The organism is Cytobacillus sp. EB106-05-05-XG126 (genome assembly GCF_058791715.1).
This window is the reverse complement of sequence record NZ_JBYTDU010000001.1, coordinates 1,189,285-1,204,907: the sequence shown is the minus strand read 5'-3', so window position 1 is coordinate 1,204,907 and position 15,623 is coordinate 1,189,285. Positions and strand designations below refer to the sequence as shown.

Genomic DNA, 15,623 nt, shown 5'->3' with positions numbered 1-15,623 from the left:
TTGGGAGATCAGCAAATAGGGGGTCACATTAACACTTCAACCGGAAAAAAGGTGCCAATTAGGTTATTGGCACCTTTTGCTATTTCTAATGGTTCACTTGACTCCCTGCGGAACTGCCAGGCCAAGGCCTTTAGCAATACGTGTACCGTAATCAGGATCCGCTTTAAAGAAATGCTGAATCTGGCGCAGTTTAATTTCTTCTTTTTCTACAGGCTTCATGGCAGCAACAATGTTTGCCACAAGACGGGAGCGTTCCTCTTCACTCATTAAGCGGTATAGATCACCGGCTTGTGTGTAGTGGTCATTATGGTCATACGCAACGCTTTCGGCTAAACCGGATACAGGGTATGCAGCCTGTTTGTGCTCCTGTACTTCAGTTGGTCCCCCAAAGCTGTTCGGCTCGTAATAAACAGATCCTCCGCCATTGTTGTCAAAGCGCATCTGGCCGTCACGCTGATAGTTTTGCACTTCGTTTTTGGGGCGGTTGATTGGCAGCATCTGATGGTTTGCCCCTACACGGTAACGGTGTGCATCATGGTAGGCAAACAGGCGGCCCTGGAGCATTTTATCAGGTGACACATCAATGCCAGGTACTAGAGTTCCGGGAGAGAAGGTAGCCTGCTCAACTTCAGCAAAGTAGTTTTCCGGGTTTCTATTGAGAACCATACGTCCTACTTCGATTAATGGGTAATCTTTTTGTGACCACACTTTCGTGACATCGAATGGGTCGAAACGGTAAGTATTTGCATCCTCAAGCGGCATGATTTGCACGCAAAGCTTCCAGGAAGGATAGTCTCCATTCTCAATTGCATTGAATAAGTCCTCTGTATGGTAATCCGGATTTTCGCCCGCCATTTTAGCTGCAGCTTCTACACTGAGGTTTTTAACACCTTGCTCTGTTTTAAAGTGATATTTCACCCAGACGCCTTCGCCTTTATCATTAACCCACTTGAAGGTATGACTTCCAAATCCATGCATATGTCTTAGTGTTGCAGGAATTCCCCGGTCAGACATTAAGATGGTTACCTGGTGGAGCGACTCAGGGGATAATGACCAGAAGTCCCAGACGGCAGTCGGATTTTTCAAATGAGTCTTAGGATCACGCTTCTGTGTATGAATAAAGTCAGGGAACTTGATTGCATCCCGGATAAAGAATACAGGCGTGTTGTTTCCTACAAGATCGTAGTTTCCTTCTTCTGTATAGAACTTAACAGCAAAGCCGCGCGGATCGCGTACAGTATCTGCAGAACCAAGTTCGCCGGCTACAGTTGAAAAACGGATGAATAAAGGCGTTCTTTTGCCTACTTCAGACAGAAATGCGGCTTTTGTATATTTAGTGAGGTCATTTGTAACTTCAAAATAGCCATGTGCACCCGCACCTTTTGCATGAACAACACGCTCAGGCACACGTTCTCTATTAAAATGGGCGAGCTTTTCCAGCAAGTGTACATCCTGGATCAAGGTTGGCCCTCTTGAGCCGGCAGTCATTGAATTTTGGTTGTCGCCAACTGGGGCTCCCCAGCTTGTAGTGAGATTGTTCTTTTTTGTCATTCTATAATCACCTCATAAAAGTTTAATAACTTGCTTTATATTTTTAATGATAACACTTCTCAAAGTAAAATCAATACTTTTTTATAATAATTATAAATAAATATAAATTATTAAGAGAAACATCTTATAAAATGAGCAGGCAAATGCTTGTTTTAAAAGGGCATTAGTATATTTATATTTCCGTTTTTACCTAAAAGAACTTGTTTTTTGAAAGGGGAAGGAGTAGGAGTAGGAAGGATCTCTAATATAATAAATCGGGCGGTTTGGCAACCGCCCGATTTATTAGCTAATATTCTCCCTTATGATCGGCATGCTCATGCATCTTGGGCCGCCGCGACCTCTTGAAAGTTCCGAGCTGAGAATTTCAATAACTTCAACTCCATTTTGCCGGAGTATATCATTTGAAACATAGTTTCTGTCGTAAGTGACAACTACACCGGGAGCGATGGCGAGTGTATTGGAGCCATCATTCCACTGTTCGCGTGCCGATGCAATCGGGCAGCCTCCTCCGCAGGGGATTAACACTAATTCATTAAGATGAAGCACTTCTTTCAAGGTTTCTTTCAGCGAGTTTTTCTCTGTAATCTTAAGAGTATCAGAATTATTCTCCTGTTCCAGTATGTAAATTTTCATACTGCCATCTCTATCTTCAATTGCAGGATGGTAGGTGAATTTATCATGATCAATCATAGTGAAAACGGTATCCAGGTGCATGAATGCGCGAATTTTAGGGATTTCAACTGCCACAACCTTTTTAATGGCATCCTGACGGGAGAATAACTCTCGTGCAAGTTTTTCAATTCCTTGTGCAGAGGTTCTTGCACTGACGCCAATAGCAACCACTTCAGCACTTAAAATCAGTTCATCTCCGCCTTCAAGAGAGTAGAGATCATCACGCTTAAAGTAAGCAGGGATTTCATGTTTATTAAAACGCGGATGATGATTCATGATGCAGTCCATAAAAATGGATTCCCTTCTCCTTGCAGGCTCATGCATTCGATTAATCGTTATGCCTTCACCGATAACCGCAGCCGGATCCCGGGTAAAATAAAGGTTGGGCATAGGGTCGAGATAAAAAGGATAATGATCCGGCATCATTTCATGAAGATGAATTTTCTTATCCTGATCAATATCCGATTTAACGACACCAGCCATCACTTTCTTAACCAGTTCATCGGGAGGAAGAGCTAAAAGATACTCTTTCACTGTATCGTAGGAACCATTGATATTTGATTGACTTTCCCGTAAGACCTTTTCAATAAAAGCCAGTCTGGCCTCGTCCTGCTGTATGGCTTCTGTCATCAATTTATCGAGATATAAGACCTCAATTCCGCGGTTGCTTAATATATTGGCGAAATAATCATGTTCTTTTTGAATGGCAGGCAGAAAAGGAATGTCATCGAATAAAAGTCTTTTCAAATATTGAGGCGTAAGATTTTCAATTTCTTTACCCGGTCTATGCAGAAGGACCGTCTTTAATTCTCCTATTTCCGAAGTTACATTTAGCGGATGTTTCATTATAATAAATACCTCCAAAGGCTTAATGCCTGACCTATTGTTCTATGTTTGATTGGTTCCCTGTGCAATCATAGAGTAAACAGATCAATTATGTGTATATTTATTCAATTGAGCTAAATATGCAGGTAAATTTTTTCGAGATAATAGGGAAAACTTATTATAAGGAAATTTCATAGAAACACTAATAGAAAATCTGTCCTTCATAAGTGTACAAAATGAAAAATTGTGTTAAAGTATAATGTGAAAAAACCTTTACATAGCTAAGTTTGTTTAATTAAAAAATGTCCTCTCTGAAAATACAGTTGTATATGAGTTGGCGACATTCAATAAAAAGTACTGGGGGATACTGATATGACCAGCAAAATTTTAGATGCTTTTTTACAAGAAAACCTGGAGGATTTAAAGGATAGAGGACTTTACAACGTAATTGACCCACTTGAAAGCCCAAATGGTCCAATAATCAAAATCAACGGCAGAGAACTAATTAATCTTTCATCCAATAACTATTTAGGTTTGGCAACTGATGAAAGACTAAAAAAGTCTGCAATCGAAGCAATTGAAAAATATGGGGTTGGAGCAGGTGCTGTCCGCACGATCAATGGAACACTTGAGCTTCACACGAAACTAGAAGAAAAGCTGGCTGAGTTCAAGCATACAGAAGCAGCTATCGCATACCAGTCCGGATTTAATTGTAATATGGCTGCTATTTCTGCTGTTATGGATAAAAATGATGCCATTTTATCTGATGAGCTGAACCATGCTTCTATCATTGATGGATGCCGCTTATCCAAAGCCAGGATTATTCGCGTAAATCATTCTGATATGGAAGATTTAAGAGCTAAAGCGAAGGAAGCGAAAGAATCAGGACAGTACAACAAGATCATGGTTATTACTGACGGAGTCTTCTCGATGGATGGGGATATCGCCAAGCTTCCTGAGATCGTGGAAATCGCTGAAGAGTTCGATCTGATCACATATGTGGATGATGCACACGGTTCAGGTGTTCTTGGAAAGGGAGCAGGCACTGTTAAGCACTTCGGCCTTTCCGATAAAATCGATTTCCAGATCGGCACACTTTCAAAGGCGATTGGTGTTGTTGGGGGATATGTGGCCGGCAAAAAGGACTTGATTGATTGGCTGAAAGTACGCAGCAGACCATTCCTATTCTCTACATCTTTAACACCTGCAGATGTAGCAGCAAGTACGAAAGCTATTGAGCTGCTGATGGAAAGCACAGAGCTGAATGAAAAGCTATGGGAAAATGCCAACTACCTTAAAGACGGGCTGCAAAAATTAGGCTTTGATATTGGCGACAGCGAAACACCGATTACTCCTTGTATTGTTGGAGATGAAGTAAAAACACAGGAATTCAGCAAAAAGCTCAATGAAGAAGGCGTTTATGCAAAATCAATCGTCTTCCCGACTGTCCCTAGGGGAACGGGACGTGTCAGAAACATGCCATCTGCAGCACATACGAAAGAAATGCTGGATCAGGCAATTGCGATTTATGAAAAAGTCGGCAAGGAAATGGGAATTATTTAAGTTCGGCTATAAATGGCTTCAAAATTAAGGCAAAGAGGAAACGTTGGAGGAATAAGATGAAACGGATTATGATTACAGGAGCTTTAGGCCAAATCGGCTCTGAACTAACCTTGAAATTAAGAGAGATTTATGGAACGGACAATGTTATCGCAACAGACATCAGAAAAAATGACTCGGAGGCTGCTAATTCAGGACCATTTGAAATGGTTGACGTTACCGATGCAAAATCAATGCTGGATACAGCAAAGAAATACAATGTAGATACAGTTATTCATATGGCAGCTCTATTATCAGCTACAGCTGAGGCTAACCCTGTGTTTGCATGGAATTTAAATATGGGCGGGCTTATGAATGCACTTGAAACAGCAAGAGAGTGTAATGCACAATTCTTTACGCCAAGCTCTATTGGTGCATTTGGCCCTTCTACGCCTAAAGACAACACTCCACAGGATACTATTCACCGCCCAACTACAATGTATGGCGTGAATAAGGTTGCGGGCGAATTGCTGTCAGATTACTACTATTACAAGTTTGGTGTGGATACTCGAGGTTTGAGGTTCCCTGGTTTAATCTCGTATGTAACTCCTCCAGGGGGCGGAACGACTGATTACGCTGTTGAGATCTATTATGAAGCCATTAAAAATGGCCGCTATACATCCTACATCGACAAAGGCACATATATGGATATGATGTATATGCCGGATGCGCTGAATGCCATCGTTGATTTAATGGAAGCTGATGCAGATAAACTCATCCACCGCAACTCCTTTAATGTAACAGCGATGAGTTTTGAACCTGAACAGATTGCGGCTGAAATCAGAAAGCATATCCCGGGATTTGAAATTTCCTATGAAGTGGATCCTGTGCGCCAGGGAATTGCAGACAGCTGGCCAAACTCGATTGATGCTTCTGCAGCAAAAGAAGAGTGGGGATTCAAAGCAGATTTTGATTTAGTAAAAATGACTGCTGATATGCTTGATAAATTAAGAACAAAATTATAATCAAATTAAAAGGGACGCCGCTGGGCTGTCCCTTTTACAATTTTATTTTGAATTGCCCAAGAAGAAATTCTCTTTTTTCCTCCTCGGTTAGTTCGAATTTATTTTTTCCGGATTCTTCGGACCTGGTGACAGTTAATCCTGAAATTGTAATACGGCCATTTTTTGTAGCGATAGTAGCCAGATCGCCATGTGTAAAATGGGATTCGGGTGAGGTCTGATTAAATAAACAGGCATCATGAAAGTCGCCAAGCTGCACCGGCTTATCAGAAAAACGGTATAGAATTTTCCATTGGCCATCCTCAAGCCGCTGAAGATCAAATTTTTTTCCAGCTGTTGATTTTATCCTGTATGTTCCGCTGACATCGGTTTTTTCCTCACCGGTTAAAGGCAGAGGCTGCCTGACGGAATCACCAAACCCTACATCAACCAAATAAGGAACTTGGTGCAAGTAAACCAGTATAGCTGCATGAGAATCTTCTCTGGCCCATCCATCAGGCTTTTTAACGGTGCAGGAAATAAGATGTGATTGAAATCCCAGTTCTGACAGGAGAAGCTGAAATAGACCGTTTAATTCATAGCAAAAGCCTCCCCGGCTCCGTTCCAGTATTTTCTCAGAAAACAAATCTGTGTCCAGCCTTATCGGGATTTTTCGTGTCACATCCAAGTTTTCAAATGGAATATTGAGCATATGCCCTCTCTGCAGTTTTGTCAGATATTCAAGATCCAGATTACGGTCAGCCGAAACTTTAATTCGCTGCAGGTATTTTTGTGCATCCATCAAATCACTCCATAAATTTTTTTGCTTTCTATTTTGAAGGAAAAACAAATCGATTTGCAGTAATAAAATAGTTATACTAGAATGTCATTATATTTAATTTTAACAAATACACGGGGGTTAAAATATGACTTATGAAGTAAAAATTGAATTTTGCATGATGTGAAACTACGCACCTAAAGCCGCGAGTTTCGCGGAAGAGCTATTTACTCATTTTCGTTCTGATATTTCAAAAATGGAGCTGGTCCCAAGCAAGGGCGGAGCTTTTGAAGTAACAGTGAATGGAGAAAAGCTTTATTCTAAGCTGGATACAGGCGTTTTTCCTAAAACCAAAGAAATCATCGAAAAAATGCAAAATTAAAACGGTAAAAAACCTTCTCCGGGCGGAGGAGGTTTTTTGCTGATCTATGTAAACAAAGGGTATAAGGCAACCTCTAGCTCAGTTTATCAATCGATGATTATCTCTCTATTGCATCCCGGTCCCGCTTCATTTTTATTGATAAAAATCTCTAATATCTCATTTGCAAACTCTGCACTAACCATTTTATTTACAACTGAGAAAGGCAGTTTAACTTTTCGCATGCATGGATGACCGCGCCGAATTGCTTCTGTGTCATCTATTTTAGCAGCTTTGATGATTACGCTGTCTTCTTTTAAGGAAACGGTTACATCTTTTGATGCACATCCCGTTAAAAGCGCCTCAACGATAATCTGCGCTTCCGTATCGTATAAGTCGATGCGGAATGTTATCTGATCCAAATAAGAAGAAAGCGGGTCCAGGTAATAATCCTCCATCCATTTTTCCAATTCACTCAAATTAAAAGGATGGAAATCTTCCTTTTTGTTCAACTTCAAAACCCCCTTGTTTCATTCTATAGTATTCATTTCATGCAAATTAGTGAAAAATGATATAATAACGGGGCAAATGCTGGAGGGATATTATGAAGAGTACAGTCAGAAATATTTTGCCGGTGCATGAACTGCAAAAAGACCGGCGTTTTACTAATTTAATGAACCAGTATGGAATTGACTTTATACATACAACCAACATGCTGAAAGAGGTAATTTCTGAGATAAGGAATACTATTCTTGCTGGGAATTGGACCGGTGAGGAGCCCGGTACGGAGAAGTTTACGGACCTAATATTTCAAAAAGCAGAAGAGGTAATTACTGTTCGGTATGGATATACACTTAAAAGAGTTATTAATGCTACTGGCACTATTCTTCACACTAATCTTGGCCGGGCACGGTTAAGCAAGTCTGCAGCGGATCATGTGCTTGAAGCTGCCATGAACTATTCCAATTTGGAGTATAACCTGGTTGAAGGCGAACGGGGATCCAGGCATAGTCACCTGGAAAATCTGGTCAAAGAACTGACAGGTGCAGAAGCAGCCATGGCAGTCAATAATAACGCTGCTGCCGTTTATTTCATTTTAAGAGCTCTTGCGGAAGAAAAAGAAGTAATCGTTTCCCGTGGACAGCTAGTTGAAATCGGAGGCTCCTTCAGGGTATCAAGCATAATGGAAGAGAGCGGGGCAAAGCTCGTTGAAGTGGGAACAACAAATAAAACCCACCTGGAAGATTATAAAAAAGTGATAAATGAAGATACAGCCATGATTATGAAGGTGCACACGAGCAATTTTAAAATTATCGGTTTTACGAAAGAAGTCGGCACCGGGGAACTTGCCCGCCTATCAAAAGAAAAAAACCTCATATTTTATGAAGATCTGGGAAGCGGTGCACTTTTTGATTTTAAAAGCAAAGGAATCGGAAATGAACCAGCAGTCAGCGATGTTTTAAAAATGGGGGCAGATATCGTTTCTTTCAGCGGAGATAAGCTTTTGGGCGGTCCACAGGCAGGAATTATTGCCGGAAGAAAGGATTTAATCGAAAAGCTGAAAAAACATCAGCTTGCCCGGGTTCTCCGGGTAGATAAAATGACCATTGCTGCTCTCGAAGGCACGCTAATTGATTACTTAAAAGGCGAAGAGGGTTTAAAAAATATTCCTGTGGTCCATGATGTTTTGATGACCAGTGATGAACTCAAAGTGAGAACGTCCCAATTTCTTAACAGATTACAAGCCGCCGGGAACGATTATGTATGCTCAATGAGACAAAGTACAGGGCAGGTTGGGGGAGGCACGATGCCTGAGGTAGAGCTTCCATCCTGGATTGCAGTTTTAAAGCACCGTCAATATTCAGCAGATCATATCGGCCGCCAGTTAAGGATTAATTCTTCCATAATAGTCAGGATTCAAAAGGAAGAAATTCTGATTGATCTTAGGACAGTTACTGCTGAAGAAGAGGACACCATAATAAATGCTTTAATTGCTGTATAAAGAAAAAGCAGCTGCCTGATGATGAGGCAGCTGCTTCTTTACATTCACATATCGTGGTGAGAATTATGTTTTTGTCTGGTGTGGTTACGGTTTTTTACTTTCTTAGAGCCGCTTAATGGTTCAGGCTGTCCATCATTGTTATGTCCTTTAGGTGCATTTCTGCGCATGTCTTTGCCATTGTTTTTGTTCAATTGAAGCCCTCCTCGGATAATAGGATGTTTCTTCCGCTCCAGGCAGCTGATATGCCGGCTGCCGTCTTAATGGCTGACGGGTAGAAAAGATACAAGGTGATATTCACCTTCATCTCATGTGTTAGTTTGTCTCTTTTCATTGAAAAATTGCCTTGCAAAATGTGGCTGAATGTCAAGAGTTCCTCCTGAGTGATTTCGCGGAATATTTTATGATGCTATTGCACAATTTAATGGTACAAATTTTATTAGGAGTGAAATAAGCATGCCATATCATAAAGATAAACAGCAGGCATTTCAGGCTGCACAGCAGGGAATGGAAGATGCACAGGAGCTCTACGCTGAAATTGTAAAAGATTCTGCCAGTTATGGACATCAGCTAAAACATCTAAAGCAGGAAGTAAATGAAGCATACGCTCAAATTGAAAATGCCCTGGAGGTTGCTTCTGACCATCAGCGTGCACAGCTGGAGAGATTCCAGCAGGATTTAAGATCCATGGTTGATGATGTAAACCAATACTAGAAATTTACCCGGCTGCAGTTCAGCCGGGTATTATTATTTATCGCAGTCTAACGGGCAGTAAGACCCCCACTTCAAGAATCAAAGGAATCAAAGGAAGATAAGAGGGGGTTAAACTGCCCAGTCTAGCTGCGACTCCTAGGGGCTCGCTTGTCACCCCTGGGCAAGTCGCCTCGCTTTATAATGTAAAGGCCCGAAAGAAGGACAAAGACTAAGAACGCCACGTCCTCCTAAAAGCTGACGCTTTCGGTCGTGCGATGTATCGCTGCCGTAGCTTTCCTTGTTCTGTGGCCACGTCTTTGTGACCCACATCCTCCCAAAAGCTGACGCATTTGGTCGTGCGATGCTCATGCTGACGAAGCCTTCCTTGTCCTGTGGGCCGCAACTAACAATCAGCGGGGAGAAAAGCACTCCCCACTGATTGAAGTTTCACTTTATTGATTCTTCTTGCGCTTTTTATTGTTTTGCCTTTGAGCTTCTGTTAATGGTTCATTCGCATATTCCTCATTATACCCTGCGCCCATGCCTTGACCTTTTGCGGCGTTCATACCGTCAATAATATGATTAGACTTTCTTTTAGCCATAGTCACTCACCTCCCTGGTACTATTTTTCCTTGGATAATGTCAATTTATGTTGTTTTTTAGACTGGCGGATTCCCTTTTTCGTTTTTGCAGAATAATAACCAGGCAAGGTAAGGTATTTTTGTCTAATTGAAAAACACTATCAATTACGGCATTTAAAAGGCTTAAGGAAGTAAATAAGAAATTATGATAAGAAAAACTTATCAAAAACAATAACTTTCTTGTTATTTACTTATATAGCAGGTTGTATTAATATAGGAATTGTGAGAAAAGTAAGGATGGATGAAAATTCAAACTTTTCGACAATTACCTAACACTTGGTATATGATGTTTATTGAAAGAGGGGGTAATACATTTGGCAAAGAACGATGTGTTCAATTCCCGCAAATCCTTTGATCTGGACGGGAAGCGCTATCATTACTATCATTTAGGTGCTCTGGAAGAAGCTGGCGTAGGTAATGTTTCTAAATTGCCTTATTCAATTAAGGTATTATTGGAATCAGTACTTCGTCAATATGACGGCCGTGTAATTACAAAAGAGCATGTTGAAAACCTGGCAAAATGGGGAACTTCTGAAGTAAAAGAAGTAGATGTTCCTTTCAAACCATCACGTGTAATTCTGCAGGACTTCACTGGAGTTCCGGCAGTAGTTGACCTTGCTTCATTGCGTAAGGCAATGGCTGACATGGGTGGGGATCCTGATAAAATTAATCCTGAGAAGCCTGTTGATCTGGTTATTGACCACTCTGTACAGGTAGATAAGTATGGAACACCTGATTCTCTTGAAGCCAACATGGAGCTTGAGTTCGAGCGAAATGCTGAGCGTTACCAGTTCTTGAGCTGGGCACAAAAAGCATTTGACAACTATCGTGCAGTTCCGCCTGCAACAGGTATTGTTCACCAGGTAAACCTTGAGTTCCTTGCAAATGTTGTTCATGCGCTTGAGACAACAGAGGGCGACTACGAAACTTTCCCTGATACTCTTGTAGGTACTGACTCCCATACAACCATGATCAACGGTATCGGCGTTCTTGGATGGGGTGTAGGAGGAATTGAAGCTGAAGCAGGTATGCTGGGCCAGCCTTCATATTTCCCTGTTCCTGAAGTTGTAGGGGTTAAGCTTACTGGCGAGCTTCCTAACGGAACAACTGCTACTGACCTTGCATTAAAGGTAACTCAAGTACTGCGCAGCCAGGGAGTAGTTGGCAAGTTTGTAGAATTCTTCGGCCCTGGTGTTACACAGCTTCCACTGGCTGACCGCGCTACAATTGCTAACATGGCTCCAGAATACGGTGCAACTTGCGGTTTCTTCCCTGTTGATGCAGAAGCCCTTGATTACATGCGCCTGACTGGACGTCCTGAAGAGCAAATCAAGATTGTTGAAAAATACTGCAAAGAAAATGGAATGTTCTTCGATCCATCTTTAGAGCCGGTATACACAAATGTAGTTGAAATCAATCTTTCCGAAATTGAAGCGAACCTTTCAGGTCCTAAGCGTCCGCAGGATTTAATTCCGCTTTCAGCAATGAAAAAGGAGTTCAATGACGCGATCACTGCTCCACAGGGCAACCAGGGCTTTGGCTTGGATAAGAAAGAAATCGACAAAAAAGTCACTGTTGAATTTGCAAATGGCGATTCAACCAAGATGAAAACGGGTGCTGTTGCCATTGCGGCCATCACTAGCTGTACAAATACTTCAAACCCTTACGTTTTAGTTGGTGCAGGTTTAGTGGCGAAAAAAGCAGTTGAACTTGGAATGGAAGTTCCTAAGTTCGTAAAAACTTCTTTGGCTCCGGGATCAAAGGTTGTTACCGGATACCTGCGTGATTCAGGACTTCTTCCATACATGGAACAGCTTGGATTCAACCTTGTTGGTTATGGCTGTACAACATGTATCGGTAACTCCGGTCCATTAAGAGAAGAAATCGAAAAGGCTGTAGCTGAAAGCGATCTTCTTGTAACATCTGTTCTTTCAGGCAACCGTAACTTTGAAGGACGTATCCATCCGCTTGTAAAAGCTAACTACCTGGCTTCTCCGCCATTAGTTGTCGCTTATGCACTAGCTGGTACGGTTGATATTGACCTTCAAAACGAGCCAATCGGAAAAGACAAGAATGGCAATGATGTCTTCTTTAACGATATCTGGCCTTCAACTGCTGAAGTTAATGAAGTGGTTAAACAGACTGTTACACCTGAATTGTTCCGTAAAGAATATGAGCATGTATTTGACGACAATGCTCGCTGGAATCAAATTCAAACTAGCAATGAGCCTTTATATTCATTTGATGATAATTCAACATATATCCAGAATCCTCCGTTCTTCGAAGGCTTAACTCCTAATGCTGATGAAGTTAAACCTTTATCAGGATTGCGTGTTGTCGGCAAGTTCGGTGATTCTGTAACAACTGACCATATTTCTCCGGCAGGTGCGATCGGCAAAGATACGCCAGCAGGAAAATATCTTCGCGAGAACGGTGTTGAACCACGTGACTTTAACTCTTATGGATCCCGACGCGGTAACCATGAGGTAATGATGCGCGGAACATTTGCAAACATCCGTATCCGCAACCAAATTGCGCCAGGCACAGAAGGCGGATTCACAACTTACTGGCCAACTGGTGAAGTTACATCTATCTATGATGCTTGCATGAAGTATAAAGAAGATGGAACTGGCCTTGTTGTTCTTGCCGGCAAAGACTATGGAATGGGATCTTCCCGTGACTGGGCTGCCAAAGGTACGAACCTGCTTGGAATTAAAACCGTTATTGCTGAAAGCTATGAGCGTATCCACCGTTCTAACCTTGTTCTAATGGGAGTTCTTCCACTTCAGTTCAAGGAAGGCGAAAGTGCAGAAACTCTTGGCTTGTCAGGAAAAGAAACGATCGATGTTCAGATCGACGAAAATGTTAGACCACGTGACTTTGTTAAGGTTACAGCTACAGATGAAAACGGCAACCAGACTACATTCGAAGTTCTAGTCCGTTTCGACTCTGAAGTTGAAATCGATTACTACCGTCATGGCGGAATCTTGCAAATGGTTCTTCGTGATAAATTGGCTAACTAATTTGACCCGCCGCTATGTGTTTGTTCACATAGCGGCTTTTTATTTACAAAATTTACGGGTTTAGGTATCTTGATTGTATCTTTAATTGTGGAGGGCTGATATTGGGTGCTTTTTTGATTGGACCATTATTAGTGAAGTACGAATGGGTTATTGTGCTGCTTTCAGGATTTGTTACTTATTTCACTCTTCTACAAGTCCTAAGAGACAGCGCGGAATATAAAAAAGTCTTTCTGAATGTCATCTTGAATTCAGTTCTTATCGGCTATTTTACTTATAAGTTTAGTTCAATCCTTTTCCAAACAGAAAATATTCTAAGCAGTCCGATGGGATTTTTATATTTCTCAGGAGGACGAAAAGGAATTATTTTAGGAGCTTTTTTTGCTATATTTTATTTAGTATTGGCTATTAAGAAATACAACTATCCGCTGAATAAATGGATTCAAGGAATTGTTTACGGATCTGTCACATTTATGCTGTCTTATTGGCTGTTCAGAACCTTATTAATTTTGCTTTTCTAGGTTAAAATAAAATCAAGGAAGCAAAAAGGCTTAATAAGCCAGGAGGGAAAACAGCATGTTCAAAAAAATGTTTGCAGCTTCTGTGTTATTAATCATTATTACCGCGGTTTTTGTAGTGCAGGCTTTTGAAAAAGGTGATATCGAAAGTCAGCCCGTTAATCAGACAGGATTAGGAATAGGCTTGAAAGCCCCAGATTTCGAATTGAAAAACCTGCAAGGGGAAACCGTCAAGCTCTCAGATTACAAAGGAAAAAAAGTCATGCTAAACTTTTGGGCAACCTGGTGTCCTCCATGTAAAGCTGAAATGCCTGATATTCAAAAATTCTATACTCAGAAGGGAGATGATGTTGCTATATTGGCAGTGAACATCGATCCTCAATCTGATGTTGCAGGTTTTGCTGAAGAAATGAAAGTGAACTTTCCGATTTTACTTGATGTGGACGAAAAAGCTTCTAACGCCTATCAAATAATAACAATTCCAACCACTTTTTTTATTGATGAAGAAGGAATTATTCGGAATAAATATTTAAGTGCGATGTCCGTGGAGCTTATGAATCAGTATATAGATGAAATGTAAAAAAACATTTGCATAAGCAGATGTTTTTTTATAGGTTTATGCTGTAATAAAAAGGGAAAAATTAAATTAGAATTAATATTTTCTGAATATTTCACCAATAAACTTCGAACCATATGTACTTTTTTCACGTAGTCTGGGTATATGCGGATTAAATTTTCGAAAAGTTGTAATAATTTAACGGTTTTATGGAGATAATGATTGTTACAATGTTATTAAAGGAAGGTGAAAGATTTATGAGAAAGCCTAGAAAACGCTCCTTTGCAGAATTAGTACTAGAAAATAAACGCCAGCTGCTTAAAGATCATGATGCTATGGAAAAAATTGAAGAGCGCCTCGAGCTTAAACGTCTGAACAAGGCTGAATAGAATTACTTGCCAATCATGAAACCCTCCTCAAATGCACAAACTTTAAATGAGGAGGGATATAATGAGTAATCCAAAAAGACACCCTAATCATTTCAATCCGAACCATATTGGTACACAATCACGGGGATTTGGCGGCAACAAAGGCAAGAAGATGCAGGACAAATCCGGACAGCATGCTCAAGTGATACAAACTAAAGGCGAATAATTAAGAAAAGCGGAAGCGCCTTGCCCACGAAGGAACGCAGACTAAGAACGCCACGTCCTGTGGCAACGTCTGCATGACCCGCATCCTCCCAAAAGCTGTCGCTTTTGGTCGTGCGATGTTTATGCTGACGAAGCCTTCCCTTGTCCTGCGGGCCTCAAGCACAAGACGAGCCTCCGGGAAAGGCGTTCTTTGCCTTTGGGGAGGATTGTCCGAAATGTGGAGGCAACTGCTTAGGGACGACAAGCATAAGACGAGCCCTGCAAGAAGGTGTTCTTTCCTTATGGAAGGGATTGGCTAGTCTTTCGTCCCTATGAGCCGAAACAAGACAAGCTCGTGACCTCGAGGGGGTAGGCGCTGGAGCTAGACAGTTATCGACGTTCAAAATTATATATAAAACCTGCCATTTATATAGGGCAGGTTCTTTTGTTTCTGATCATTTCTGGTAAATCAGGCAGGCGACCCACACTTTTCCGCCAATATTTTTCTTGTTCTTTCACAAACTAAATTTGTACCATCACCTAACAAAGGGAGGAACATACCATGGCACATAATAGACCAAACCCTGATGACCGCAGCGATAACGTTGAAAAGCTTCAATCCATGATCGTTCATACAATTGAGAACATGGACGAAGCTGAAGAATCAATGAAGTATGCAAATGCAGAAGATCTTGCCAGAATTGAAGCTAAAAATGAACGCCGCCGGGAAAGTCTTGCTTCATTCCGTTCGGAAATAAAAGATGAATATCAGGCACAGCAAAACGGCAATAGCAGTGAGAACAATAATTATTGACATCTTCAAGACCTAATCCAATGTGATTAGGTCTTTTCCTTTGGAGCAAAGGTGCGCATCCTTATAGATAATAACAGAAATATGGT

General features: G+C 41.2%; 17 protein-coding genes and 1 pseudogene. 11 read left to right on the top strand and 7 right to left on the bottom strand.

The features are described from left to right. Positions 1-93 precede the first annotated feature (93 nt). Positions 94-1,551, bottom strand: coding sequence for a catalase KatA (gene katA, locus AC3WTL_RS06040; RefSeq protein ID WP_163141200.1), 1,458 nt, complete (start codon positions 1,549-1,551; stop codon positions 94-96). A gap of 282 nt (positions 1,552-1,833) precedes the next feature. Beyond that, on the bottom strand, positions 1,834-3,069 hold the full coding sequence (gene arcA / locus AC3WTL_RS06035; RefSeq protein ID WP_226619246.1) for an arginine deiminase: 1,236 nt from the start codon (positions 3,067-3,069) through the stop codon (positions 1,834-1,836). Positions 3,070-3,420: 351 nt separating this feature from the next. Here arcA and AC3WTL_RS06030 point away from each other — a divergent pair, with 351 nt between their 5' ends. Both AC3WTL_RS06030 and AC3WTL_RS06025 read left to right on the top strand, forming a co-directional pair. Next, positions 3,421-4,611 (top strand): glycine C-acetyltransferase, encoded by a 1,191-nt coding sequence (locus AC3WTL_RS06030; protein ID WP_492369210.1) that lies wholly within the window; start codon positions 3,421-3,423, stop codon positions 4,609-4,611. A 56-nt stretch (positions 4,612-4,667) separates the two neighbouring features. Beyond that, positions 4,668-5,612, top strand: coding sequence for an L-threonine 3-dehydrogenase (locus AC3WTL_RS06025; protein WP_197246042.1), 945 nt, complete (start codon positions 4,668-4,670; stop codon positions 5,610-5,612). 34 nt (positions 5,613-5,646) lie between these two features. Here AC3WTL_RS06025 and AC3WTL_RS06020 read toward each other — a convergent pair whose 3' ends face one another. Continuing rightward, positions 5,647-6,390 carry an arylamine N-acetyltransferase family protein gene (locus tag AC3WTL_RS06020; protein ID WP_222499546.1) on the bottom strand — a complete coding sequence of 248 codons (744 nt, stop codon included), beginning with the start codon at positions 6,388-6,390 and terminating at the stop codon, positions 5,647-5,649. Between the two features lie 175 nt (positions 6,391-6,565). Here AC3WTL_RS06020 and AC3WTL_RS06015 point away from each other — a divergent pair. Further along, positions 6,566-6,748 (top strand): annotated as a pseudogene (locus AC3WTL_RS06015) (Rdx family protein); the annotation flags it as partial. Positions 6,749-6,834: 86 nt separating this feature from the next. Here AC3WTL_RS06015 and AC3WTL_RS06010 read toward each other — a convergent pair. Next, positions 6,835-7,236 carry an Hsp20/alpha crystallin family protein gene (locus tag AC3WTL_RS06010; protein WP_048010119.1) on the bottom strand — a complete coding sequence of 134 codons (402 nt, stop codon included), beginning with the start codon at positions 7,234-7,236 and terminating at the stop codon, positions 6,835-6,837. Between the two features lie 92 nt (positions 7,237-7,328). Between AC3WTL_RS06010 and selA the strand changes: the two genes are divergently transcribed. Next, a complete protein-coding gene (gene selA / locus AC3WTL_RS06005) occupies positions 7,329-8,726 on the top strand; it encodes an L-seryl-tRNA(Sec) selenium transferase (protein WP_048010118.1) in 1,398 nt (465 codons plus the stop codon). Positions 8,727-8,770: 44 nt separating this feature from the next. Here selA and AC3WTL_RS06000 read toward each other — a convergent pair whose 3' ends face one another. Beyond that, a complete protein-coding gene (locus tag AC3WTL_RS06000) occupies positions 8,771-8,917 on the bottom strand; it encodes a small acid-soluble spore protein P (RefSeq protein WP_076256329.1) in 147 nt (48 codons plus the stop codon). Further along, complete coding sequence (locus AC3WTL_RS05995; RefSeq protein ID WP_061790828.1) at positions 8,914-9,093, bottom strand: hypothetical protein; 180 nt, start codon at positions 9,091-9,093, stop codon at positions 8,914-8,916. The genes AC3WTL_RS06000 and AC3WTL_RS05995 overlap by 4 nt, the downstream gene beginning before the upstream one ends. A gap of 86 nt (positions 9,094-9,179) precedes the next feature. On the opposite strand from AC3WTL_RS05995, the gene AC3WTL_RS05990 reads away from it, so the two are divergent. Then, positions 9,180-9,437: a hypothetical protein gene (locus AC3WTL_RS05990; protein ID WP_009334724.1), complete on the top strand. Its 258-nt coding sequence runs from the start codon at positions 9,180-9,182 to the stop codon at positions 9,435-9,437. Positions 9,438-9,868: 431 nt separating this feature from the next. On the opposite strand, the gene sspO is transcribed toward AC3WTL_RS05990, so the two are convergent. Beyond that, the gene (gene sspO / locus AC3WTL_RS05985) at positions 9,869-10,018 is read right to left on the bottom strand and encodes a small acid-soluble spore protein SspO (RefSeq protein ID WP_222499551.1); all 150 of its coding nucleotides are present in this window, start codon (positions 10,016-10,018) and stop codon (positions 9,869-9,871) included. A gap of 353 nt (positions 10,019-10,371) precedes the next feature. Here sspO and acnA point away from each other — a divergent pair, with 353 nt between their 5' ends. The 6 genes from acnA to tlp all read left to right on the top strand — a co-directional run bounded on the left by acnA (position 10,372) and on the right by tlp (position 15,537). After that, a complete protein-coding gene (gene acnA, locus AC3WTL_RS05980) occupies positions 10,372-13,080 on the top strand; it encodes an aconitate hydratase AcnA (RefSeq protein ID WP_197215113.1) in 2,709 nt (902 codons plus the stop codon). 101 nt (positions 13,081-13,181) lie between these two features. Next, entirely contained in the window at positions 13,182-13,598 is a 417-nt protein-coding gene (locus tag AC3WTL_RS05975) for a hypothetical protein (RefSeq protein ID WP_048010114.1), read from the top strand. 55 nt (positions 13,599-13,653) lie between these two features. Further along, complete coding sequence (locus AC3WTL_RS05970; protein ID WP_048010113.1) at positions 13,654-14,175, top strand: peroxiredoxin family protein; 522 nt, start codon at positions 13,654-13,656, stop codon at positions 14,173-14,175. A 233-nt stretch (positions 14,176-14,408) separates the two neighbouring features. Beyond that, positions 14,409-14,540 carry an FbpB family small basic protein gene (locus tag AC3WTL_RS05965; RefSeq protein WP_175609044.1) on the top strand — a complete coding sequence of 44 codons (132 nt, stop codon included), beginning with the start codon at positions 14,409-14,411 and terminating at the stop codon, positions 14,538-14,540. Between the two features lie 61 nt (positions 14,541-14,601). Next, the gene (locus AC3WTL_RS05960) at positions 14,602-14,745 is read left to right on the top strand and encodes an acid-soluble spore protein N (protein ID WP_035332449.1); all 144 of its coding nucleotides are present in this window, start codon (positions 14,602-14,604) and stop codon (positions 14,743-14,745) included. Positions 14,746-15,285: 540 nt separating this feature from the next. After that, positions 15,286-15,537 carry a small acid-soluble spore protein Tlp gene (gene tlp, locus AC3WTL_RS05955; protein WP_048010110.1) on the top strand — a complete coding sequence of 84 codons (252 nt, stop codon included), beginning with the start codon at positions 15,286-15,288 and terminating at the stop codon, positions 15,535-15,537. The last annotated feature ends 86 nt before the right edge of the window (positions 15,538-15,623 follow it).